Below are 24,047 nucleotides of genomic sequence, written 5' to 3'. Positions count from 1 at the left end.
CCAACAGGGCCCGGGACAGACAACCGGGGCCGATGTCATTTATGATGCCTGCCATGATCAAAGACCCTTTCGAACGACTCGGGCTGGACCGCGAGGTCCTTACCGTCAGCCAACTCAACGGCCGCGCCCGCGTGCTGCTGGAAGACGTTTTCCGCAGTGTGTGGGTGGAAGGCGAAATCTCCAATCTCGCCCGCCCGGCGTCCGGCCACATGTACTTCACCCTCAAGGACAGCGGCGCCCAGGTGCGTTGCGCGTTGTTCCGGCAGAACGCCACGCGGGTACGCCAGGCGCTGCGCGACGGCCTGGCGGTGCGGGTGCGTGGCAAGGTTTCACTGTTCGAGGGGCGTGGCGACTACCAACTGATTCTCGACACCGTCGAGCCAGCCGGTGATGGCGCGCTGCGCCTGGCTTTCGAGGCCCTGAAGGAAAAGCTCGGTGCCGAGGGGCTGTTCAGCACCGAACGGAAGAAGCCGCTGCCGGCTCACCCGCAGCGCATCGGCATCATCACCTCGCCCACTGGCGCGGTGATCCGCGACATCATCAGCGTGTTCGGCCGCCGCGCGCCGCAGGTGGAGCTGAACCTGATCCCTACAGCGGTACAGGGCCGCGAAGCCATCGCGCAGATCGTACGCGCCATCCGCCTGGCCGACAGCCTCGGCTTCGATGCGCTGATCCTGGCGCGTGGTGGTGGTTCGCTGGAAGACCTGTGGTGTTTCAACGAGGAAGCCGTGGCGCGTGCCGTGGCCGCCTGCGTCACACCAATTGTCAGCGCCGTGGGCCATGAAACCGACGTGTCGATCAGCGACTTCGTGGCTGACGTGCGCGCGCCCACACCGTCTGCTGCCGCCGAGCTGCTGGCCCCTGACAACAGCGGCCTTCGGCAACGCCTGGATGGCCTGCAACGGCGCCTGCTGCTGCGCATGCAGAACCGCCTGACCCACGACCGCCTGCGCCTGGAGTCACTCACCCGCCGCCTGCGCCACCCAGGCGAGCGTTTGCGCCAGCAGGCCCAACGCCTGGACGACCTGGACATGCGCCTGCGCCGCGCGTTCATGCTCAACCTCAACCAGCGCCGCGAACGCCTGGCACGCCTGGACGCCCGCCTGGCCGCGCAGCATCCGGGGCGTAACCTGAAGCTGCTGAACCAGCGCCTGGACAGCCTGGCCGAGCGCCTGCCACGGGCCATGCGCGAGGTGCTCAAGGACCGTCGCCAGCGGTTCCAGGCCCAGCTGCAGACACTGCAGGTGGTCAGCCCGCTGGCCACCCTGGCCCGCGGATACAGCATTTTGCTGGATGAACAAGGCCAGGCCATTCGCAGCGCCGAACAGACCCGCAACGGCCAACGCCTGACCGCCCGCCTGAACGAAGGCGAGCTGCTGGTGCGCGTCGAAGACAACCACCTGACCCCGGTCACCCTCTCACTACTGGACTGACACATGCCCCGCATGCTCGCGCCCCTGCTTGCCCTTTCCCTGCTGCTGCTGGCCGGCGGCGCCCAGGCCAGCTACATCACCCGCACACTGAACAAACCGGTACCCGGCGGTGTGGCAGTCGTCGACCTGGGCCCCGCCACCAACGCACCCAGCGCCCGTTTCGACGGCAAGCCGGTGCTGGTGGTGAAGGAGCAGGACAACTGGCTGGCCATCGTCGGCATCCCGCTGACCCAGAAGCCCGGCACCGCAGTGCTGAACCAGGGCGGGCGCACCCTGCCTTTCAGCGTAGGCAGCAAGAAGTACCCTGAGCAGCGCATTACCCTGAAGAACACGCGCCAGGTCAACCCGAACCCGGCCGACCTCAAGCGCATCGAACGCGAGCTGGCCGAGCAGATCAAGGCCTACCGCAGCTTCAGCCCGAACCTGCCGAGCAACCTGATTCTCGACAAGCCGGTCAACGGCCCGCTGTCGAGCAAGTTCGGCGTGCGCCGCTTCTTCAATGGCGAAGAACGCAACCCGCATGCCGGGCTGGACTTTGCGGTGCCGGCAGGCACGCCGATCAAGACACCCGCCAATGGCAAAGTGATTCTGGTGGGGGATTATTTCTTCAACGGCCGCACGGTGTTCGTCGACCATGGGCAGGGCTTTATCAGCATGTTCTGCCACATGTCGAAGATCGGTGTGCAGGTCGGGCAGCAACTGCGTCGTGGCGAGGTGGTCGGGCGTGTGGGCTCGACCGGGCGGGCTACCGGGCCGCACATGCACTGGAACGTCAGCCTGAACGATGCGCGGGTGGACCCGGCGATTTTCATTGGCGCGTTCCAGCCCTGAACGTTGCGCTGCCTGGGCCGGCCCATTCGCGGGTAAACCCGCTCCTACAAGGGGCCGCGTACCTGTAGGAGCGGGTTTACCCGCGAATGGGCCAGCACTGCTGGCATTAATTCGATTGTGTTGCGCCATCGAAAAATACCGCGCAAAAGCAACGAAGCACTCAGCCAAATAAAGCCATAAAATCTCGCTTTATGGCTTTTTTTAAGCATTCCTCTCAATTTTCCCCGAACGCTTGCCATCCCCCACCCCACTGGTTAAGTTTGAAGGCATGAAAACCTTCAGCACCCTCATCCTGCTCCGACAACATCGCAGCCTCTGCCTGGTCAGCGCCCGACTACCAGGCTGAATCGCGTCGCCTCGCCTCTTCATATCGTTATCGCTCGGCAGGCCCGATCTCGGCCGCACACAAAAGGATTGCTTCCATGACCATGCTCAAAGACCCTTCGAAGAAATACCGCGCTTTCCCGACCATCGACCTGCCTGACCGTACCTGGCCGTCGAAGACCATCACCCAGGCACCTATCTGGTGCAGCTCCGACCTGCGTGATGGCAACCAGTCGCTGATCGAGCCGATGGATTCGGAGAAGAAACTGCGCTTCTGGAAGACCTTGGTGCAGGTTGGCGTGAAGGAGATCGAAGCCTCGTTCCCGTCTGCCTCGCAAACCGATTTCGACTTCGTGCGCACCCTGATCGAGGATGGCCACATCCCGGATGACACCACCATCCAGGTGCTCACCCAGGCACGTGAAGACCTGATTGCCCGCACCTTCGAGTCGCTGCGCGGTGCGAAGAAGGCCATCGTCCACCTGTACAACGCCACCAGCCCGTCGTTCCGCCGCATCGTCTTCAATCAGGACAAGCAAGGCGTGAAGGACATCGCGGTGAACGCGGCCAAGCTGTTCGTCAAGTACGCCGCCCAGCAGCCGGAAACCCAGTGGACCTTCCAGTACTCGCCAGAAACCTTCAGCGCCACTGAAATGGAGTTCGCCAAGGAAGTCTGCGACGCGGTCATCGAGGTGTGGAACCCTACCCCTGAACACAAGATCATCCTCAACCTGCCGGCCACCGTGGAAGTGTCCACGCCAAATATCTACGCCGACCAGATCGAGTGGTTCTGCCGCAACATCAGCCGCCGCGACAGCGTGATCATCAGCCTGCACTGCCACAACGACCGTGGCACCGGTATCGCTGCCACCGAACTGGGCCTCATGGCCGGCGCCGACCGTGCCGAAGGCTGCCTGTTCGGCAACGGCGAGCGTACCGGTAACGTCGACCTGGTGACCTTGGCACTGAACCTCTACACCCAGGGCATCGACCCGTTGCTGGACTTCTCCGACATCGACGGCGTGCGCAAGGTGGTCGAAGAGTGCAACCAGTTGCCGGTACACCCACGTCACCCGTATGTGGGCGATCTGGTCCATACCGCGTTCTCCGGCTCGCACCAGGACGCCATCCGCAAGGGCTTCGCCAAGCAGCAGGATGGGGAACTGTGGGAGGTGCCTTACCTGCCAATCGACCCGGCCGACATCGGCCGCAGCTACGAAGCGGTAATCCGCGTCAACAGCCAGTCGGGCAAAGGCGGTATCACCTACCTGCTCGAGCAGGAATACGGCATCAGCCTGCCGCGTCGCATGCAGATCGAATTCAGCCAGGTGGTGCAGGGTGAGACCGACCGCCTGGGCCTGGAAATGACCGCTCAGCAGATCTACAGCCTGCTGCACAAGGAATACCTCCAGGCCAACGCGCCATACGCACTGGTCAGCCATCGCCTGCAGGAAGAAAACGGCCACAGCGCCGTGGAAGTGGAAGTTGCCGGTGAAGGCGAAACCACCCTGCACTGGCGCGGCAAGGGCAACGGCGCCCTGGAAGCACTGGTGGCCGGCCTGCCGGTTGCCGTAGAGATCATGGACTACAACGAGCACGCCATTGGCGCGGGGACCAACGCCAAGGCCGCGGCCTACATCGAACTGCGCGTGGCCGGTGGCCGTCCGGTGCATGGCGTGGGTATCGATGAGAACATCACCACGGCCAGCTTCAAGGCCCTGTTCAGCGCGCTGAACCGCTCGCTGAGCCAGCAGGAAGCCAAGGCGGCCTGAAGCCTGGAATGAGGAATGAGAAAGCCCGCATCGTTTGATGCGGGCTTTTTTTGTGGGCCTGGACTGGCCTTTTCGCGGGTAAACCCGCTCCTACAACGGCCTGCGCCCAATCACCAGTGTGTGTCCACCACCGATCAGGTGTAGGAGCGGGTTTACCCGCGAATACGGAGGCCACGGCAACGGTGAACGGCCAGGGATATTGGCCCGCAGACCCGGCCCATTCGCGGGTAAACCCGCTCCTGCAACGGCCTGTGTCCAACCCCCCGGTGCGTCCACCGCAGATCAGTGTGTAGGAGCGGGTTTACCCGCGAAAAGGCCAGCACAACCAATGCAAATATCCCAGGCAAAAAAAAGGGGCGCCGACCAAGCGCCCCACAAGCCGTAAAGCACACAACTGATTCAGTTGGCGTCCAGCAGCGCCATCGCCTCGGCACTGCACGCTTCGATCCGCGCCCAGTCACCGTTCTTGATCCAGCTGCTGTCGAGCATCCAGGTCCCCCCGACGCACATCACGTTTGGCAGTGCCATGTAGTTGCGCACGTTGGCCGGGTTTACACCGCCGGTGGGACAAAAACGAATATCGCCGAATGGGCCGCCAAAGGCCTTGATCGCCGCTACGCCGCCACTGATCTCCGCCGGGAACAACTTGAACCGGCGGTAACCCAGGGCATAGCCCATCATGATTTCGGACGGCGTACTGATGCCCGGCAACAGCGGAATTTCACTGTCCACGCCCGCTTCGAGAATGTCCTGGGTAATGCCTGGAGTAACGACGAACTGCGCGCCCGCAGCTTCAACCGCTGCGAACATGCTGCGGTCGAGCACGGTACCGGCGCCCACACACAGCTCCGGGCGCTGCTCACGCAGCACCTGAATGGCCTTGAGGCCATGCTGGGAGCGCAGGGTCACTTCCAGGGTACGGATGCCGCCAGCGGCCAGGGCATCAGCCAGCGGCAGGATGTCTTCCTCACGAGCAATGGTGATTACCGGCAGGATGCGCGCCTCTTTGCAAATGGCGTCGATCCGCGCGGCTTTATCAGCCATCGAGAGCTTGGGCTGTGGGCGTTCAAGGGTGGTCATGACTGTGGATCCTTGGCTCATGGGCACCAGTAGATGTCCAGGGGGTCGTGAAGAAAAGCGCGAATCGGCATTTCAGTAAGGTCGTTGCCCGCCAGCGCGGCGCGCAGGGTAGCGAGTTTGCTCTGGCCTTGCACAGACAGCGCGATGAAGGCAGCACTGGCCAACAGCGAACGGGTCATCGACAGGCGCTGGTGCGGCACGCTCGGCGCCAGCAACGGCAGGCAGCGGCGTGGGCCGGCCGAGTCCAGGCCTGCTTCCAGGTTGGGACTGGCGGGGAACAGCGAGGCGGTATGGCCATCGTCGCCCATGCCCAGCACCAGCACGTCGATCGGCGGTAGCTCGGCCAAGGCCTGATCAGCCTTGAGCGCAGCGGCATCAAGGTTCTCCGCCTGCTGGTACAGGCCAACGAAGCGGGCCTTGGCCGCTTCGCCCTTCAACAGGTGGCGGGCCAGCAGGCCGGCATTGCTGTCGGCGTGCTCCACCGGCACCCAGCGCTCATCAGCCAGGCTGACGATGACCTTGGCCCAGTCCAGGCGCTCGCTGGCCAGCTTCTCCAGGAACGGCACCGGGCTGCGACCGCCAGACAACACCACACAGGCCTGCCCCTTGGCGGCAATCGCAGCACGCAGGCGCTCAGCCACATCATGAGCCAAGGTCACGGACAGTGCCTTGGCATCCGCCAGTTCATGAGCCTTCACGGCCGCTGGCAGTTTCAATTCAGATATCCCCATACCACGCCCTCCCATCGCGTGTGATCAGTGCAATCGAGCTCATCGGCCCCCAGGAGCCCGCCGCGTATGGCTTGGGCGCGTCGCCCGCATTACGCCAACCGGCGATCAACTGGTCGCACCACTTCCAGGCATACTCGATTTCGTCCTTGCGCACGAACAGGTTCTGATTGCCACGCATCACTTCGAGCAACAGCCGCTCGTAGGCATCCGGAATTCTTGCACTGCGCCAGGCATCGGAAAAATTCAGCTGCAACGGGCCACTGCGCAGTTGCATGCCCTTGTCCAGGCCCTGCTCCTTGGTCATCACCCGTAAAGAAATGCCTTCGTCCGGTTGCAGGCGGATGATCAGCTTGTTACCGATCTGCAAACGCTGTTCCGGGGCGAAGATGTAGTGCGGCGTTTCCTTGAAGTGAATGACGATCTGCGACAGTTTTTGCGGCATGCGCTTGCCGGTTCGCAGGTAGAACGGCACGCCCGACCAGCGCCAGTTACGGATGTCGGCGCGCAGGGCGACGAAGGTTTCGGTGTCGCTCTGGGCGTTGGCGTTGTCTTCTTCCAGGTAACCGGGCACCGGCTTGCCTTCGCTGTAGCCGGCAATGTACTGACCGCGCACCACACTGGTGCTCAGGCCGTCGCCGGTGATCGGTGCCAGGGCCTTGAGCACTTTCACCTTCTCGTCACGGATGGCATCGGCAGACAGTTCGCTGGGCGGGTCCATGGCGATCAGGCACAGCAACTGCAGCAGGTGGTTCTGGATCATGTCGCGCAGCTGGCCGGCCTTGTCGAAATAACCCCAGCGGCCCTCGATACCAACCTTTTCCGCGACGGTAATCTCCACATGGGAGATGGAATTCTGGTTCCACTGGGTTTCGAACAGACTATTGGCGAAGCGCAGGGCAATCAGGTTCTGCACCGTCTCTTTGCCCAGGTAGTGGTCGATGCGGTAGACCCGGCTTTCTGGGAAGAACCGCGCCACGGCATCGTTGACCCGGCGCGACGACTCCAGGTCGTGGCCAATAGGTTTCTCGAGCACTACCCGGGTGCGCGCAGCCAGCCCGACCTTGTCGAGGTTTTCGCAGATGGCCCCATACACCGCCGCCGCCGTGGCGAAGTAGGCGATCAGCGGCAGCTCGCCCGGCAGTTGCTCGGCAAGGGCCTGATAGCCCTCGGGCTGCAGGAAGTCCAGGTGCTGGTACTTCAGGCGGGCGAGGAAGCGACCCAGCGCGGCAGGCTCGATATCTGCCTCGGGCACGTGCCGGCGCAGGTGGGCTTCGATGCTGTCCAGGTGCTCCTGCGCACTGCCGGCCTCGCGGGCCAGGGCCAGCAGGCGGGTGTCCGGGTGCAACAGGTTGGCCCGGTCGAGCTGGTAGAGCGCAGGAAACAGCTTGCGCAATGCCAGGTCGCCGAGGGCGCCAAACAGGGCAAAGGTGCAAGGTTCGACACTGATTGCAGCCATGATGTTGGTTCTTTCCTAAAGTTGGTCTAGGAATACCGCTTTCACACACGGTTTTCAAGGGATAATGTAGTAAAAACCACAACATTACACACAAGTGTTACAGACAAGTGGTACGCCAACCGCACCGACAGTACGATAGACGACCGTGCAAAAAGCCTGCTGCTCCCACAGCCGGCTGTCTTCCCGACCCAAGGACACACCCATGGACCGCGTGCGAAACCTCCTGGAACAGATCCAGGGCCGCCTCGACGAGCTGAACAAGGCCGAACGCAAAGTCGCCGAAGTCATCCTGCTCAACCCGCAACAAGCCACCCGTTTCAGCATCGCTGCGCTGGCCCAGGCGGCCAAGGTCAGCGAACCGACCGTCAACCGCTTCTGCCGCTCGTTCGGCGTCAGCGGCTACCCCGAGCTCAAACTGCAACTGGCGCAGAGCCTGGCCAGTGGTGCCGCCTATGTCAGCCGCGCGGTGGAGGCCGACGATGACCCGGCCGCCTACACCCAGAAAATCTTCGCCAGCGCCATCGCCTCGCTTGACAGCGCCTGCCAGCAACTGGACCCGCAGCAGGTCAGCCGCGCCGTGGACATGATGATCCAGGCCCGACAGATCCACTTCTTCGGCCTCGGAGCCTCGGCCCCGGTGGCCCTGGATGCGCAGCACAAGTTCTTCCGCTTCAACCTGGCCGTGTCGGCCCACGCCGATGTACTGATGCAGCGCATGCTGGCCTCGGTCGCCCACACCGGCGATCTGTTCGTGATCATTTCCTACACCGGGCGCACCCGCGAACTGGTCGAAGTGGCGCGCGTGGCGCGTGAAAACGGCGCTTCGGTGCTGGGCCTGACCGCCGCAGGCTCGCCACTGGCCAATGCCTGCAGCCTGAGCCTACACATCCCGCTGCCGGAAGATACCGACATCTACATGCCGATGACCTCGCGGATCATCCAGCTGACCGTGCTCGATGTGCTGGCCACCGGCATGACCCTGCGCCGCGGCGTGGACTTCCAGCCCCACCTGCGCAAGATCAAGGAAAGCCTCAACGCCAGCCGCTACCCGATCGAGGACGACGAACTCAATTGAGCCGGTGCGCCTGCAAACGCAGGTGCGCACGCTGCCCAGGCGCCAGGCTCAGGCCTTCGCCACTGCCGCTGGTCGCCTCGACGCAGACAAAACGCTGCGACTCGCGGCCAGTCACCCCCATCAGCGGGCGATTGCCAGGGTGCCAGACCACGGTGTCGTCGCTGTCACCGGTGTCGATGCACAGCTCGCGCTGCCAGGCCGGGTCCTGCAATTGCACCCGTGGCGTACCGGGGTAGACCTTCTGGCAGCCGCCCTTGAGCTTCAGCGCGCCATCTTCACGGCAAGCCTGGCGGTTGAGGCGGTCGTAGCCTTCAATGTCTTCCAGACCAGACAGCGCTATCTCGGACACGTCACTGATGCGCCAGTACGCCAGCAGCGCATGGCTCAACTGGCAGGGTTCGCTGTCCTGATGTTCGGTGCTCAGGCTCAGCTCCATGCGGCTACCTAGCCGGGCGTGCAAGTCGACCTGCCAGTCGCACAGGTCCAGCCGCCATTTCAGGGTCACGCCCTCCTCGTCCTCACGGCTGTCCACCAGTTTCCAGTCCAGCAGCCGCGCCCAGCCGTGGTCCGGCCACAGGTCTTCGCTGGGGTGACAGCCATACCAGGGCCAGCACACCGGTACGCCACCGCGGATCGCCCCTACCTGTGGCCACTGTTCGGCGCACCACAGCCACGGCCGTTCACCCGCCGGTTGAAAGTGCAGCAACTGCGCGCCCTGGCGGCTGAACACCGCCTGGCAACGGGGATGATCGATGATCAGCACATCGCGCTGCTGGTAACGCTCCCATTCGAATGTCGGCCGTGGCCGCTGCGAGGAAAAGAAGCGATGGAGCGGATGTTCGGGCATGGTTCAGAGCTCTTGTTGTTCGAGATAGCGCTGTCTCGGCCTATCCCCGACACCCACTGCAGACCAGTGGGTGCCGGGAACCGAAAATGGATTGGCGTAAATTTACAACAAGTGCCCTCAGAATGACGACTGAATCTTCAAGCCAGCGACCAGCGCGTTATCCACCTCGTCCACCCCGCCCGGGCTCTTGATGTACTGCAAGTTGGGCCTCACGGTCAGCCAGTTGGTAACGTGGAAGCCGTAGTAGAGCTCTGCGTTGTACTCGGTGCGCTGCAGCGGCACGAAACCAGGGTTGTCGTAATCGTTGATGCCGCTCTGGCCGTTGAGCAACTCGGCGCGCTTCTTCACGTCGTCATTCACATGAATACGCGCCACACCGAAGCCGATGTCATCCTTGGGCCGAGCGTCGAAAGCGCCTTTGTAGACCAACCCCACCTGCTGGTAGTTGTCGACCACGTTGGTGGCCTTGTCATGCACGGTGAAGTTGGCGAACAGGCTGAGGCCACGGTTGACGTCGCCGCCGTGGGCGGTGACCTGCTGCTGCGCCACCACCCACCATCCGTGCTTGCTGGAGTGCGACTTGAAGGCTTCACCTGTCAGCGCCTGCGGGTTGCCGTTGACGTCGTCGAACACATCGTCAGCCTTGGCCGTGCTGTAGTAGTAACCCAGGCGGTACTCGCCCGGCAGGCCATTGACCTTGGGCGACCACACCGCTTCCACCGGCAAGATCGCACCCTTGGTGCCACTGCCGCTGAGCTTGAAGCCGTTGCCGGTTTCCAGGTTGGAAGGGTTCTGCTCGAAGGCCCCGACCTGTACGAAGAACGCCGGGGTGATGTTGTATTTCACCCGCAGCGCCCACTGGCTGACCGGCCAGTTGTACCAGATACCGCCCACCCAGTTGCCCACCTGCGAGCCGCAGAAAGCCAGGTTCTGGAAGTCGCAAGGGAAGCTGTTGAAGTCCTCGCCCTCGCCAAAGCGGCCAAATTTCACGTCCAGTGCGCCGTCGAAGTACTTCTGCTTGATCCACATCTGGGTCAGGCGCCAGGTCTGGCCACGGCCCCACACCTCCTGCACCGAGCTGAACTGCCCGGCGCGCGGGTCGCTGATGCGGTCGTTGGACAGGTTGCGACCGCTTCGCTCGGTGATTGCCAGCTTGAACTCGGCATCATGCCAGCCCAGTATCTTCTGCAAGTCCAGATGCGCGCCGAGGGCGAACTGGTCGCTGTAGCGTGCGGTCTTGTCGTCGTTGTAGCCGCCATGCAGGTTGCCAGCCACCTCGCCCACATAATCGAGGGTGAAGTCATAGCCCTTGTCCAGCAGCTCGGTCCGGGTGCCGCCCCAGTCGCCGGTCATCCATTTTGATTCGCTGGAAAAAGCCTCGGCAGCCTGTGTACCGCTGCTGCCTACAAGTGCAAGCAAGGCCAACGATCCCAGTGTCTTGATGCGTTTGCGCTGTTCCATCCCTTTGCGTCCTCTTTTTTCTTATTGATGGTGTAGACGAGTCAACGGCCTTTGAAGTGAGCCACGTTGTCCTTTGCAGTTGCGCCAGTGCTGGCCAGGTGCAGGCGCTCGCCATTGTCGGCGTCGAACAGCAGCACCCGGGCCGGGTCGAATTGCAGGTTGAGGGTGTCACCCACCCGGCACACCACATCCGGCGCAAGGCGGCAGCACACTTTTGTCTGGTTGAGCGTGACGAACACCAGCAGGTCCGGCCCGGTGGGCTCTGTGACCTGCACCTCGGCGCGGATACCCGGCAAACCATTACCGTCAGCAGCGCCCAGGGCGATCTGCTCAGGGCGGATGCCCAGGATGATCTCGCGCCCCTCCAGCTCGTCAGCAGCCAGCCCCAAAGGCAGCTCGCAGCGCGCCTGGCCGCTGTCGAGCAGCGCCAGCAAACGGCCGTCATGCTTGGCCAGACGCACCGGAATGAAGTTCATCGGCGGCGAACCGATGAAGCTGGCCACGAACTGGTTGGCCGGGTCGTTATAGATCTGCTGCGGGGTGCCGAACTGCTGGATGATGCCGTCCTTCATCACCGCCACCTTGTCGCCCAGGGTCATGGCCTCGATCTGGTCATGGGTGACGTACACCGTGGTGGTCTTCAGGCGCTGGTGCATCAACTTCATTTCGGTGCGCATTTCGACCCGCAGCTTGGCATCGAGGTTGGACAGGGGTTCATCGAACAGGTAGATCTTGGGTCGCCGCGCCAGCGCCCGGCCCATGGCCACGCGCTGCTGCTGGCCGCCGGACAGCTGCGCCGGCTTGCGCGCCAGCAAGTGTTCGATCTGCAGCAACTTGGCCACCCGCGCCACTTCCTCGTCGATGGCGGCCTGGGGCAGCTTGCGGATCTTCAGGCCGAACTCGATGTTCTCGCGCACGCTCATGGTGGGGTACAGCGCATAGGACTGGAACACCATGGCGATATCGCGGTCCTTGGGGCTCATGCCACTGACGTCCTGCTCGTCGATGAGGATGGCGCCGCCGGTGATCTGCTCCAGGCCGGCGATACAGTTCATCAGGGTCGACTTGCCGCAGCCCGACGGCCCCACCAGGATCAGGAACTCGCCATCCTTGATCGACAGCTGGATGTCCTTGAGGGTGTCCGGCAGGCCGCTGCCGTAGGTTTTGTTCACATTGCGAAGTTCGAGCGTTGCCATGGCTTACCCCTTGACCGCGCCGGCCGTCAGCCCGCGCACGAAATATTTGCCTGCCACCACGTAGACCAGCAGGGTTGGCAGGCCAGCGATCATCGCTGCCGCCATGTCGACGTTGTATTCCTTGGCCCCGGTGCTGGTATTGACCAGATTGTTCAGGGCTACGGTGATCGGTTGCGAATCGCCGCTGGAGAACACCACGCCGAACAGGAAGTCGTTCCAGATCTGGGTGAACTGCCAGATCAGGCAGACCATGATGATCGGCGTGGACATCGGCAGGATGATGCGGCGGAAAATGGTGAAGAACCCGGCACCGTCCAACCGTGCGGCTTTGACCAGCGCGTCGGGGATGCTCACGTAGAAGTTGCGGAAGAACAGCGTGGTGAAGGCCAGGCCGTAGACCACATGCACCAGCACCAGGCCGCTGGTGGTGCTGGCCAGACCAAGCTTGCCGAGGGTGAACGAGGCCGGCAGCAGCACGGTCTGGAACGGCAGGAAGCAGCCGAACAGCAGCAGGCCGAAGAACAGTTGCGAACCCCGAAAGCGCCACATCGACAGCACATAGCCGTTCAGTGCACCAATAGCTGTGGAGATCAGCACCGCTGGCACGGTGATCATGATCGAGTTCCAGAAGTAACCGCTGACCGCTGCCCAGGCCTTGGCCCAGCCTATGCCGGTAATCACCGCAGGCCAGCTCAGCAGGTTGCCGGTGCTGATGTCTTCGGGGGTCTTGAAGCTGGTCAGCAGCATCACCACCAGCGGCACCAGATACAGCAGCACGGCGATCAGCAACACGGCATGGATGGCCATACGGCTGAAGCTGAGCACCGGCTTGTCGACAGGACTATGCATGGCGTTTGCTCCGCAGCTCCGAGTACAGGTAAGGCACGAGGATCGCCAGGATCGCCCCGAGCATGAGGATGGCGCTGGCCGAGCCTATGCCCATCTGGCCGCGGCTGAAGGTGAACGAATACATGAACATTGCTGGCAGGTCGGAGGAGTAACCCGGGCCGCCGGCCGTCATTGCCGCCACCAGGTCGAAGCTCTTGATGGCAATGTGCGAAAGGATCATCAGCGCGCTGAAGAACACTGGGCGCAGGCTGGGCAGCACCACGGTCCAGTAGATGCGCGGCAAGCTGGCACCGTCGATCTGTGCGGCGCGGATGATCGATTGGTCAACGCCGCGCAGGCCGGCGAGGAACATGGCCATGATAAAGCCCGAGGCCTGCCACACGGCGGCGATCACCAGGCAGTACACGACCCGGTCAGGGTCGATCAGCCAGTCCAGGCGAAAGCCCTCCCAGCCCCAGTCACGCAACAGCTTGTCCAGGCCCATGCCGGGGTTGAGCAGCCATTTCCACGCGGTGCCGGTGACGATCATCGACAACGCCATGGGGTACAGGTAAATGGTGCGAATGAAGCCCTCACGGCGGATGCGCTGGTCCAGCAGCACCGCCAGCAACACACCGATGGCCAGGCTGATGGCAATGAACAGGCCGCCGAACAGAAGCAGGTTCTTGCTCGCCACCCACCAGCGGTCGTTGTCGAACAGACGGGCGTATTGCGCAAGGCCCGCCCACTTGTAGGTGGGCAGAAAGGTCGAGGTGGTGAAGGACAGCACGAAGGTCCAGAGGATGTAGCCGTAGAAGCCCACCAGGACGATGAACATGCTGGGTGCCAGCACCAGCTTGGGCAGCCAGCGCTGAAGCGCGTCCAGGGGTGAGGCCCGCAGTTGGGCTGTGGTTGTGCTCATGTATTGAATCCCGAGGTAGTGGCGGTGCTGCGCACCGCTTCGCGGGCAAGCCCGCTCCCACAGGTCCGGCGTCATGACCAGGAACAGTGGTGAGCAGGGCCCATCTGGGAGCGGGCGTGCCCGCGAACAGCCGTTACTGGGCAGCCTTGATAGCCGCCGCCAGCTTCTTCGCCGCATCGGCCGGGTCGGCCTTGGGGTCGTTGATGTAGTTGGTCACCACATCGAAGAACGCGCCCTGCACAGCCAGCGTGGTGGCCATGTTGTGCGCCATGCTCGGTTGCAGGCCGCCCGTTTTGGCGTCGGCCAGGAAGTCCTTGGCGGAGGTTTGAGCACAGGCATCGAAACCATACTTGCCCATGTCGGCAAGCATGTCGTTGCGTACCGGGATCGACCCCTTGTTGGTGCTGAAGACCTTCTGGAAATCCTCACCCAGCACCTTGCGGGCAATGTCCTGCTGGCCAGCAGAGGTGCCAGCGTTGTTCTGCTTGAACACCACCAGCGAGTCGATGTTGTAAAGGAAGGCCTTGTCGGTGCCGGGGAACGGCACGCACTGGTAATCCTTGCCGGCGGTTTTCTTCGCCAGGGTCCATTCGCTCTTGGCCCAGTCGCCCATGATCTGCATGCCGGCCTTGCCGTTGATGACCTTGGCGGCTTCCAGGTTCCAGTCCTGGCCCTTGCCATCGGGGTCCATGTAGGTGGCGACCTTTTTCAGCTCGGTCAGCGCCTTGACCATGTCCGGGCCGGTCAGGGCCGTGTTGTCGAGGTCGACCAAGGCCTTCTTGTAGCCATCGACGCCCATCACCGACAGCACCACGCTTTCGAACACGGTGCTGTCCTGCCAGGGTTGGCCACCATGGGCGAGCGGGATGAAACCGGCAGCCTTGAGCTTGTCGGCGGCGGCGTAGAATTCGTCGAGGGTGGCGGGCGCCTTGTCGATGCCGGCCTTCTTGAACACTTCGGGGTTGATCCACAGCCAGTTGATGCGGTGGATGTTCACCGGTACGGCAACGTAGTCACCGTCGTACTTCACGGTGTCGGCGACTTTCTTGTCGAGCAGCGAGTCCCACTTTTCGTCCTTGGCCACATCCTTGAGCACATCAGTGTCGAGCAAGCCGGTGGCCGCCCAGTCCTGGATGTCGGGGCCTTTGATCTGCGCGACACCGGGCGGATTGCCTGCGACGGCGCGGCTCTTCAGCACGGTCATGGCCGTGGCACCACCGCCACCGGCGACGGCGCCGTCCTTCCAGATGAAGCCGTCTTTTTCGACCTGGGCCTTGAGCACATCGACCGCCGCTTTTTCACCACCGGAGGTCCACCAGTGCACCACTTCGACGCTGCCTTTGGCGTCAGCAGCCTGGGCACCCAGGGGGATCAAGGAGGCAAAGGAAATTGCGGCAGCGAAACGGAGCGTGGAATTCATCGAGGCACCTTTCTTGTTGTTATGCCGTGCAAGTCGATCGCTTGCGTTGCATGAAGTCTAAACAGCGCGCTCGCCTCGTCAGGTAACGAAGCGATGCGTGAATGTCATCGTTTGGTTACATTGCCGCCCAGGTTACTGGCCAGACTGGGTGCCAAGGGCAAACCTGGCAACAACAGCGCCTGGTAGGCGTGATAGAGGTCGGGCTTGCCCGGCCAGAGGGTACCGGCCGGCTGGTTGTGCGCATCGAGTTCGTGGTGCCAGCTGCCGCGAATGGGGTCAATGAAATGATTGGCGATAAAGCCCCAGCAGCAGCGGTACCACTGTTCGTAATGCGCCTCGCCGGTGCGTTGCAACAGGGCTGCCGCAGCGGCGCAGGCCTCGGCGTGCACCCAGTGCAGTCGTGCATGCACCACTGGGCGATCAGCCCAGTCCAGCGTATAGACGAAACCCGGGGCGCCATCGACGCCCCAGGCCTGTTGGCAGGCCGTGTCGAACAATGCGCGGGCACTGTCCGGCAACCATTGCGGGGCGTACAGGCCGGCCCGTTCAAGGCTGGCTTCCAGGTGCAGCAGCAACCGCGCCCACTCCAGCGCATGCCCGGGTGTAGTGCCATAAGGCCGGAAGGGGTCGGCCGGGTGTTCGAGGTTGTAATCCGGCAGCGGCTGCCAATGGGGATCGAAATGTTCGATCACCCGATAACTGTTGGCGGCAGCATGGCCATGGATGATGCGTTCGGCAATGCGCAGGGCGCGTTGCAGCCACAGGCCGTTGCCGGTGGCATCTGCCAAGGCCAGAAAGGCCTCGGTCGCGTGCATGTTGCTGTTGGCGCCCCGGTACGGCTCGGGGAGCTGCCAGGCGCGGGAGAAGGTTTCCCGCAGGGCACCTTCTTCTTCGCTCCAGAAATGCGCTTCGATCACCTGGGTTGCGTCTGCCAGTAGCGTGCTAGCGTCGACAGCGCCCGCCACCGCTGCTGAGCTGGCGGCCAGAGCGACGAAGGCATGCAGGTAGGCCGCCTTGCCGCTATCGTCGTGGCCGTCGGGGTGGGCGAACCAACCGCCGTGGGCGGCATCCTGCATGGCACCGCGCAGTGCTGCCACACCGTGCTCGGCATAGGCCAGGCTGCCAGGAATGCCCTGCAGGTGGGCCAAGGCGAAGCAATGGGTCATGCGGGCGGTGTTCATGGTTTCGGCACGTGCACCAGGGGCGAGTTGCCCGTTGGCATCCAGATTGCCGAAACCGTCGGGTAGTTTCGCGGCCTTGGCAAAAGCCAGCAGGCGCTGTGCTTCGGCCAGGCGCCAGGCGTGGTGGGCCGGGGCATTGAGCCAACTGTTAACGGACAGGTTGAGGGGGGTCATGGGCCAGCTTGATCCTTGCCAGTCTTTTGCGAATTCTAGCCAGTGGGGTCATGGCGGATGTCACGAAGGACGGCGGGATTGTCACCGGGCAGTGACATTTCGGGTGGCTGTACGGGCCTCTTCGCGGGTGAACCCGCTCCCACAAAGACCGCACAGCCTTCCAAGTTTACGCTGTACCTGTGGGAGCGGGCTTGCCCGCGAAGAGGCCCGCACAGCCCCCCAAAAACTCAATCCATACCCCGCGGCAGATAGAGGGTCACCCGCAGCCCGCCCTCGCGCAGGTTCAGCAAGCTCACCTCACCCCCATGGCTATGGGCGATGTTGCGCGCAATGCCCAACCCCAGCCCATACCCCTGCTGCTGCCCGGCCAGACGGAAATGCGGCTCGAACACCTGTTCCAGCTGCTGTTGCGGCACCCCGGGCCCCTGGTCATCCACCTGCAGCACAAAGCCCTCTGCCCCGTCGATGATGCGCAGCCGCGCCCGTTCGCCGTACTTGATGGCGTTGTCGATCAGGTTGCCGATGCAGCGACGCAATGCCAGCGGCTTGCCCGGGTAAGGCGCCAGCGCCTGGCCCTCGACGGTGATGCGACCATCGCCCAGGTAAGGCTCGGCCAGAATCTCCAGCACCTGATTAAGGTCGACCGGCTCGATGTTTTCGTGGATGTCGGTGTCCTTTACGCACTGCAAGGCGCCTTTGACCAGCAACTCCAGCTCATCCAGATCCTGACTGAACTTGGCCTGAAGGCGCTCGTCCTCCAGCAGTTCCACACGCAGACGCAGGCGGGTGATCGGCGTGCGCAGGTCATGGGAAATGGCGCTGAATAGCTGACTGCGTTCGGTCAGGTAGCGGCTGATTCGCTCTCGCATACTGTTGAACGCCCGGCTAACCTCGACCACTTCACTGCCACCCGCTTCAGCCAACGGCGCCACATCGGCGCCCAGCGACATTTCCCGCGCGGCCCGCGCCAGCCGTTTGAGCGGCCAGCTTTGCCAATGCACCAGCAAGCCGATGAACAGCAGCAGCAAGGTTGTGGTGAGCACGATGAAACCGATCTGCTGCCGTGGCAGGCGTTCGGCCTCCAGGCTGGTATAGGGTTCGGGCAGCAGCGAGGCGATGTACAACCACTCACCCTCACCCAAGCGGATCTGCGTCACCAATACCGGCGGGTTGAGTGGCTCCAGGGTCAGCGAGTAATGCGCCCAGGAGCGGGGCAGCTCGTCGAGCTTCAGGCCACTGTTGAAGATACGCAGGTCGTCGGGGGCGACGAACGCCACGGAAACTTCCATCTGCGAACCCAGGCGCTCGTGCAGCACCTGCTGGAACACATCGATCACTGCCTGCTTGCGTGGGGTGACAGGCAGTACCGGCATGTCCAGCGGCCTGGCATTGAGTGACACGAAAAAACGTGTGCCACCCATGCTGCGCAACTGGTCGAGCACCATGGGCCGATAGGCGACCGGCAGCGAGCGGAAATAACTGACACTCGCGCTCATCGAATGGGCCAGGCTGCTGGCGCTGGCACGCAGGCCCTGCAACTGGCTGGCACGCAACTGGGCAACCCAGATGATGCTCGACAAGCCCTGGGCCAGCAGCACCACCATCAGGGTCAGCAGCAGCATGCGCCCCAGCAAGGAGCGTGGCAGCAGGCGCCAGCGCCGCTCAGGGAGCACTGCAGACATGCGCCGCCAACAAGTAGCCACTGCCACGCACCGTACGGATCAGCCGAGGGGGCTTGTCGGTATCGCGCAGGCGCTGGCGCAGACGGCTGACGGCCATGTCGACGATACGGTCCAGCGGCATCGGTTCGCGGCCACGGGTGGCGTTGCCGATGGTGTCGCGGTCGAGAATCTGCTGCGGATGGTCGAGGAACAGCTTGAGCAGGGCGAAGTCGGCACCGGAAAGAATCACCTCTTCACCGTCGTGATGGAACAGGCGGTGGCTGACCGTGTCCAGGCGCCAATCGTCGAAGGCGAGCACCGCACTGCCCGGCGCGGCGTGGCCGAATTCAGCGCGGCGCAGCAGGGCCTTGATTCGTGCTTGCAGTTCGCGGGGGCTGAACGGCTTGCCCAGATAATCGTCAGCGCCCAGTTCCAGTCCGATGACCCGGTCGGCCTCGTCGGAGCTGGCGGTGAGCATGATGATAGGTACGCGCGCCTGGCGTGGGTGCTGGCGTACCCAGCGACACAAGCTGAAGCCGTCTTCGTCGGGCAACATGACGTCAAGAATGACCAGGTCGCAGGGCGTGGTTTCCAGCGCACGGCGAAAGCCCTTGCCGTCAGCCTCGGCATGCACCTGGAAGCCGGAGCGGCTCAGGTAGGTTTGCAGCAGTTCACGGATTTCCTGGTCGTCGTCGACCATTAGGATCGATTTGCCGGCAGTGCTCAAAGTGGTCCTTCCTCTTGTTGATTACAGGTCTTTTTGCCTGCTGTCGGGTATTGCCATCGGGGCCGCCAAGTGGCCCCATCAGTGATCCAACGCCTGCTGCAACGCTACACCGGCCCCCTCCAACCCGGAAAACTCCGCCGTCACCAGCCACACCGGCACCCCGGCAAAATAGCCACTCATACACCCCTTGTCGGCAAAGCTCGCGGCAAACCCGCTACGCAAGAACAGCTCGGCAAAGCGCGGAATCACACCGCCAACAATATAGACCCCGCCTCGCGCGCCCAGCGTCAGCACATTGTTACCCGCCACTCGCCCAAGGAAACGGCAGAACTGCTCGACCACCGCCAGCGCCCGTGGCTCACCGCCCAGTGCCGCATCGGTGATATGCGCCGGAGTCTTGTGCCTGGGCGTGTCGCCGTCCAGCGCACAGATCGCCTGGTACAGCCGCACCAGGCCACCACCACTGAGCACGGCCTCGGCGCTGACATGACCGATCTGACTGTGGATCTGCTGGTGGATTGCCGCTTCGCGAGCATTGCCCACCGGCAGGTCAACATGCCCGCCTTCACCCGGCAGGGCCTTCCAGCGCTGTTCACCCAGACGCAGCAACGAGCCCACCCCCAGGCCAGTACCTGGGCCGATCACCAGTGCCGGCCTCGAGGGGTCGGCCTGGCCGGGGCACACCTCGCGGAACTCCCCTTCGCGCAGACGGGTCATGCCCAGCGCCATCGCGGTGAAATCATTGATCAGCAACAGTCGCTCGACCTGCAAGGTCTTGCAAAATGCCGTGCGGCTCAGGCGCCAGTGATTGTTGGTGAAGCGGAATTCATCGCCATCGACCGGGCCGGCCACCGCCAGGCACACCGCCGCCAGGCCGCCACGGGCGATACCCTGGCTTTCCATGTAAGCCTCGATGGCCTGCTCGGGGTTGGTGTAGTCCGCGGTGGCGAAAACATTTACTTCATGCAGCTGGTTGTCACGCCACAACGCAAAACGGGCATTGGTGCCGCCAATATCACCAACCAGCAGGTGCTTCATTTGAGGTGCTCCAGGGCCGAAGTAAAGGCACTGGCGCCCTGCTCTGCCGGGCTGAACGCCATGCGCATGAAGCCGAACAGCTCGCGCCCACACCCCAGGTCGTTGCCCTGGGGCGCAGGCGGCAGCTCACGGCTGGCCAGTTCTTCAGCCGACACCATGATCCGCAACGTGCCTTCGACACCGTCGACTCGCACAATATCACCATCACGCACCCGCGCCAGCGGGCCGCCGTCGTATGCCTCCGGGCAAACGTGAATGGCCGCGGGGATCTTGCCCGAGGCACCGGACATGCGCCCGTCGGTAACCAGCGCAACCTTGAAGCCACGGTCCTGCAGCACACCGAGGAACGGGGTGAGCTTGTGCAGTTCCGGCATGCCATTGCAACGCGGGCCCTGAAAGCGCACCACCGCGACAAAGTCGCGCTCCAGCTCGCCGGCCTTGAACGCGTCGGCCAGCGACTGCTGGTCCTGGAACACCCGCGCCGGGGCCTCGACCACCTGGTGCTCGGGGGCGACGGCAGACACTTTCATCACGCCACGGCCCAGGTTGCCTTCCATCACCCGCAGGCCGCCTTCGGCCGAGAATGGCCGCGACACCGGGCGCAGGATGCTTTCGTCCAGGCTCTGTTGCGGTCCTTCGCGCCACACCAGCTTGCCATCGTCGAGGAAGGGTTCCTGGGTGTAGCGGCGCAGGCCATGGCCGGCCACGGTGTTGACATCTTCGTGCAGCAGGCCAGCGTCGAGCAGCTCACGAATCAGGAAGGCCATGCCGCCGGCAGCCTGGAAGTGGTTGATGTCGGCCTTGCCGTTGGGGTACACGTGCGACAGGGTCGGCACCACTTCGGAAAGGTCGGCCATGTCCTGCCAGGTCAGCTGGATACCCGCAGCCTGGGCGATCGCCGGGATGTGCAGGGTGTGGTTGGTCGAGCCGCCGGTAGCGTGCAGCGCGACGATGGAGTTGACCAGCGCCTTCTCGTCGACGATTTCGCCCAGCGGCATGAAGCTGCCGCTGGCCTTGGTCATACGCGTCACCTGCTGCGCAGCCTCGGCGGTGAGTGCGTCACGCAGCGGCGTGTACGGGTTGACGAACGAGGCGCCCGGCAGGTGCAGCCCCATCACTTCCATCACCAACTGGTTGGTGTTGGCGGTGCCGTAGAAGGTGCAGGTGCCGGGGCTGTGGTAGGAATTCATCTCGGACTCCAACAGCTCTTCGCGGCTGGCCTTGCCTTCGGCATAGCGCTGGCGCACATCGGCCTTCTGCTTGTTGGAGATGCCGGAAACCATCGGCCCGCCCGGGACGAAGATGGTCGGCAGATGGCCGAAGCGCAGCGCGCCCATCATCAGGCCGGGGACGATCTTGTCGCAGATGCCCAGCATCAGTGCTGCGTCGAACATGTTGTGCGACAGCGCTACCGCCGTGGACATCGCGATCACTTCACGGCTGGCGATAGCCAGCTCCATACCCGGCTCGCCCTGGGTCACACCGTCGCACATGGCCGGCACGCCACCGGCAAACTGGCCGACCGAACCGACCTCGCGCAGGGCCTGCTTGATCTGCTCGGGAAAATGCAGGTACGGCTGGTGGGCAGACAACATGTCGTTGTAAGCCGAGACGATGGCCACGTTGGCCGCGTTCATCAGGCGCAGAGTCTGCTTGTCTTCGCTGCCGCAACCGGCCACGCCGTGGGCGAAGTTGGCGCACTGCAGGCTGGCACGCATGGGGCCTTCACTGGCCGCGCCACGAATCAGCTGCAGGTAACGTTCGCGGGTGGCTCGGCTGCGTTCGACCAGCCGCTGGGTGACCTCAAGGATGCGCGGATGCATGTACTGGACTCCAGGCTAATTGTAAGGGCGGTTTACCGGGCATTTCCCCTCCAAACGATTGCGGCCTAGGCTCATGGTTAGGAGCCCGCTGCATCGGTGGAGGCACGACGCCCAACCACTCGTTGTATATTTAAACAAAATACTGCCACTAAAAAGGCTTGTTTTCTATCAGCCAGTGAATAATCTTGTAATTCCAACAACAAAACCGTTTCAGTGAAGCTCCTTTGTGCCACAGGTTTCACTCGGACTGCCAGAGGTACTGCCATGACCCTTCGCATCGCCATCAATGGATTCGGCCGAATCGGGCGCAACGTCCTGCGCGCACTGTATACCCAAGGCTACCGCCAGGACCTGCAGGTCGTCGCCATCAACGACCTGGGCGACAGCACCATGAATGCCCACCTGCTCAAGTACGACAGTGTCCACGGCACCTTTGACGCAACCGTCGAGGCCGACCACGAAAGCCTGACGGTCAACGGTGACCGCATCGCGGTCAGCGCCATTCGCAATCCGGCCGAACTGCCCTGGAAGGCCGAGGCGATCGACGTGGTGTTCGAATGCACCGGGCTGTTCACCGACCGCGCCAAAGCCGCTGCGCACCTGGCCGCCGGGGCGGGCAAGGTGATTGTCTCGGCGCCGGCCAAGGGCGCCGATGCCACCGTGGTGTACGGGGTCAACCACGACATCCTGCGCGCCTCGCACCAGGTCATTTCCAATGCCTCCTGCACCACCAACTGCCTGGCGCCGATCGCCCAGGTGCTGCACCGGGAGTTCGGCATCGAGCAAGGCCTGATGACCACCATCCACGCCTACACCAACGACCAGGTGCTGACTGACGTGTACCACAGCGACCCGTACCGCGCGCGTTCAGCCACCCAGTCGATGATCCCGAGCAAGACCGGTGCCGCCGAGGCCGTGGGCCTGGTGCTGCCGGAGCTGGCCGGCAAGCTGACCGGCATGGCGGTGCGGGTGCCCGTCATCAACGTGTCGCTGGTGGACCTCACCGTCAACCTCAAGCGCGAAGCCACGGCGGAGCAGGTCAACCAGCTGTTCCTCGAGGCCAGCAAACATTCCAAGGTATTGGGCTATAACGCCCTGCCATTGGTTTCCTGCGATTTCAACCACAACCCGCTGTCGTCGATCTTCGATGCCAACCATACCCGGGCCAACGGACGGATGCTCAAGGTGCTGGCCTGGTATGACAACGAGTGGGGGTTCAGCAACCGCATGCTGGATAACTGCCTGGCGCTGCACCGGGCTGGCTGACGCGACCTGTGTGGGAGCGGCCTTGCGTCGCGATAGGGCTACAAAGCAGCCCCGGGATTTGAGCGTTGATGCGGATATCTCTGGGACCGCTTTGCGGTCCTTTCGCGACGCAAGGCCGCTCCCACAAAAAAGCGCGCTACATCCAGAGACTACAATCTTTACCTTTTCCTAACACTTCCACACTTGACCTCCGACACAGATGATAAGCATTATCATTAACCTTTCGTCGGCCAGGTCCCCCCGTGAGTCAGTCCCGGTTCAACTCCGTCTTCCTCGTGCAGCGCCTAACCCTGCTGCGTACCCTGCAGCGCATGGTCGGTAATCCCAGCACGGCCGAAGACCTGCTGCAGGAAACCTACCTGCGGGTGTCCCGCGCGCTGGGCGAGCGGCCCATCGAGCATATCGAGCCGTTCGTGTTTCAGACCGCGCGCAACCTGGCACTGGACCACCTGCGCGCACGCCGGGTGCAGGCACGCATGCTGGTCGACGACGTGCCCGACGAAGTGCTGCACAGTGTCGCCGCGCCCGCCACCAGCAGTGAGGATGCCGCCCACGCCGAGCAGTTGCTCAAGCACCTCAGCGTCAGCCTCAATCAACTGAGCGAACGCCAACAGCGCATTTTCATCCTCAGCCGCCTGCATGGCGCCACCTATCTGGAAATCGCCGAACAACTGAGTGTTTCGCCCAGCACGGTACAAAAGGAACTGAAACTGATCATGGCAATCTGCATGGGTGTTGCCGACCGACTCAAGTAAGCTGAGCGCAGGCGAACGGCGACGCAAAGCCCTTGCCACACCCCGT

General features: G+C 63.2%; 20 protein-coding genes. 6 read left to right on the top strand and 14 right to left on the bottom strand.

The window, feature by feature from the left end; all coding sequences use genetic code 11:
* Positions 1 to 53 precede the first annotated feature (53 nt).
* The 3 genes from xseA (at position 54) to leuA (ending at position 4,360) form a co-directional block, all read left to right on the top strand.
* Complete coding sequence (xseA, locus tag ACF8RA_RS15690; protein WP_004575640.1) at positions 54 to 1,433, top strand: exodeoxyribonuclease VII large subunit; 1,380 nt, start codon at positions 54 to 56, stop codon at positions 1,431 to 1,433.
* A gap of 3 nt (positions 1,434 to 1,436) precedes the next feature.
* Complete coding sequence (locus tag ACF8RA_RS15685; protein WP_392519337.1) at positions 1,437 to 2,264, top strand: peptidoglycan DD-metalloendopeptidase family protein; 828 nt, start codon at positions 1,437 to 1,439, stop codon at positions 2,262 to 2,264.
* Between the two features lie 422 nt (positions 2,265 to 2,686).
* Positions 2,687 to 4,360 carry a 2-isopropylmalate synthase gene (leuA, locus tag ACF8RA_RS15680; protein WP_021781914.1) on the top strand — a complete coding sequence of 558 codons (1,674 nt, stop codon included), beginning with the start codon at positions 2,687 to 2,689 and terminating at the stop codon, positions 4,358 to 4,360.
* Positions 4,361 to 4,759: 399 nt separating this feature from the next.
* Here the strand turns inward: leuA and ACF8RA_RS15675 are convergent, their stop codons facing one another.
* The 3 genes from ACF8RA_RS15675 to zwf are packed head-to-tail and all read right to left on the bottom strand — an operon-like array spanning position 4,760 to position 7,627.
* Positions 4,760 to 5,440, bottom strand: coding sequence for a bifunctional 4-hydroxy-2-oxoglutarate aldolase/2-dehydro-3-deoxy-phosphogluconate aldolase (locus ACF8RA_RS15675; protein WP_392519336.1), 681 nt, complete (start codon positions 5,438 to 5,440; stop codon positions 4,760 to 4,762).
* A gap of 17 nt (positions 5,441 to 5,457) precedes the next feature.
* Positions 5,458 to 6,171, bottom strand: a complete 714-nt coding sequence (gene pgl / locus ACF8RA_RS15670) for a 6-phosphogluconolactonase (protein WP_392487602.1) — start codon at positions 6,169 to 6,171, stop codon at positions 5,458 to 5,460.
* Complete coding sequence (gene zwf, locus ACF8RA_RS15665) at positions 6,158 to 7,627, bottom strand: glucose-6-phosphate dehydrogenase (protein ID WP_392487601.1); 1,470 nt, start codon at positions 7,625 to 7,627, stop codon at positions 6,158 to 6,160. The genes pgl and zwf overlap by 14 nt, the downstream gene beginning before the upstream one ends.
* A gap of 211 nt (positions 7,628 to 7,838) precedes the next feature.
* On the opposite strand from zwf, the gene hexR reads away from it, so the two are divergent.
* Positions 7,839 to 8,702, top strand: coding sequence for a MurR/RpiR family transcriptional regulator (gene hexR / locus ACF8RA_RS15660; protein ID WP_209969915.1), 864 nt, complete (start codon positions 7,839 to 7,841; stop codon positions 8,700 to 8,702).
* Here the strand turns inward: hexR and ACF8RA_RS15655 are convergent.
* From ACF8RA_RS15655 to edd, 11 genes are all read right to left on the bottom strand, one after another.
* Positions 8,695 to 9,549, bottom strand: coding sequence for a D-hexose-6-phosphate mutarotase (locus tag ACF8RA_RS15655; RefSeq protein ID WP_103463202.1), 855 nt, complete (start codon positions 9,547 to 9,549; stop codon positions 8,695 to 8,697). The genes hexR and ACF8RA_RS15655 overlap by 8 nt on opposite strands.
* Positions 9,550 to 9,666: 117 nt before the next feature.
* On the bottom strand, positions 9,667 to 11,010 hold the full coding sequence (locus tag ACF8RA_RS15650) for a carbohydrate porin (RefSeq protein ID WP_176683698.1): 1,344 nt from the start codon (positions 11,008 to 11,010) through the stop codon (positions 9,667 to 9,669).
* A 41-nt stretch (positions 11,011 to 11,051) separates the two neighbouring features.
* Positions 11,052 to 12,206: an ABC transporter ATP-binding protein gene (locus ACF8RA_RS15645; RefSeq protein ID WP_176683699.1), complete on the bottom strand. Its 1,155-nt coding sequence runs from the start codon at positions 12,204 to 12,206 to the stop codon at positions 11,052 to 11,054.
* A 3-nt stretch (positions 12,207 to 12,209) separates the two neighbouring features.
* Positions 12,210 to 13,055 carry a carbohydrate ABC transporter permease gene (locus ACF8RA_RS15640; protein WP_103463204.1) on the bottom strand — a complete coding sequence of 282 codons (846 nt, stop codon included), beginning with the start codon at positions 13,053 to 13,055 and terminating at the stop codon, positions 12,210 to 12,212.
* The gene (locus ACF8RA_RS15635; protein WP_021781907.1) at positions 13,048 to 13,956 is read right to left on the bottom strand and encodes a carbohydrate ABC transporter permease; all 909 of its coding nucleotides are present in this window, start codon (positions 13,954 to 13,956) and stop codon (positions 13,048 to 13,050) included. The genes ACF8RA_RS15640 and ACF8RA_RS15635 overlap by 8 nt, the downstream gene beginning before the upstream one ends.
* Before the next feature lie 133 nt (positions 13,957 to 14,089).
* Positions 14,090 to 15,376 (bottom strand): ABC transporter substrate-binding protein, encoded by a 1,287-nt coding sequence (locus ACF8RA_RS15630; protein ID WP_176683700.1) that lies wholly within the window; start codon positions 15,374 to 15,376, stop codon positions 14,090 to 14,092.
* Between the two features lie 104 nt (positions 15,377 to 15,480).
* On the bottom strand, positions 15,481 to 16,731 hold the full coding sequence (locus tag ACF8RA_RS15625) for an AGE family epimerase/isomerase (RefSeq protein ID WP_392519335.1): 1,251 nt from the start codon (positions 16,729 to 16,731) through the stop codon (positions 15,481 to 15,483).
* Between the two features lie 227 nt (positions 16,732 to 16,958).
* Positions 16,959 to 18,413: an ATP-binding protein gene (locus ACF8RA_RS15620; RefSeq protein ID WP_176683702.1), complete on the bottom strand. Its 1,455-nt coding sequence runs from the start codon at positions 18,411 to 18,413 to the stop codon at positions 16,959 to 16,961.
* Positions 18,394 to 19,119 carry a two-component system response regulator GltR gene (gene gltR / locus ACF8RA_RS15615; RefSeq protein ID WP_176683703.1) on the bottom strand — a complete coding sequence of 242 codons (726 nt, stop codon included), beginning with the start codon at positions 19,117 to 19,119 and terminating at the stop codon, positions 18,394 to 18,396. The genes ACF8RA_RS15620 and gltR overlap by 20 nt, the downstream gene beginning before the upstream one ends.
* Before the next feature lie 78 nt (positions 19,120 to 19,197).
* The gene (locus ACF8RA_RS15610) at positions 19,198 to 20,157 is read right to left on the bottom strand and encodes a glucokinase (RefSeq protein WP_392487597.1); all 960 of its coding nucleotides are present in this window, start codon (positions 20,155 to 20,157) and stop codon (positions 19,198 to 19,200) included.
* Positions 20,154 to 21,980 (bottom strand): phosphogluconate dehydratase, encoded by a 1,827-nt coding sequence (edd, locus tag ACF8RA_RS15605; protein WP_176683705.1) that lies wholly within the window; start codon positions 21,978 to 21,980, stop codon positions 20,154 to 20,156. The genes ACF8RA_RS15610 and edd overlap by 4 nt, the downstream gene beginning before the upstream one ends.
* Before the next feature lie 264 nt (positions 21,981 to 22,244).
* On the opposite strand from edd, the gene gap reads away from it, so the two are divergent.
* Positions 22,245 to 23,246 carry a type I glyceraldehyde-3-phosphate dehydrogenase gene (gene gap / locus ACF8RA_RS15600; RefSeq protein ID WP_014589858.1) on the top strand — a complete coding sequence of 334 codons (1,002 nt, stop codon included), beginning with the start codon at positions 22,245 to 22,247 and terminating at the stop codon, positions 23,244 to 23,246.
* 242 nt (positions 23,247 to 23,488) lie between these two features.
* Entirely contained in the window at positions 23,489 to 24,001 is a 513-nt protein-coding gene (locus tag ACF8RA_RS15595; RefSeq protein ID WP_021781899.1) for an RNA polymerase sigma factor, read from the top strand.
* Positions 24,002 to 24,047 lie beyond the last annotated feature (46 nt).

The organism is Pseudomonas sp. FYR_5 (assembly GCF_043106315.1).
Taxonomy (GTDB): domain Bacteria; phylum Pseudomonadota; class Gammaproteobacteria; order Pseudomonadales; family Pseudomonadaceae; genus Aquipseudomonas; species Aquipseudomonas putida_Y.
The sequence above is the reverse complement of the archived record's forward strand: the minus strand, read 5'-3'. Positions and strand labels throughout refer to the sequence as shown.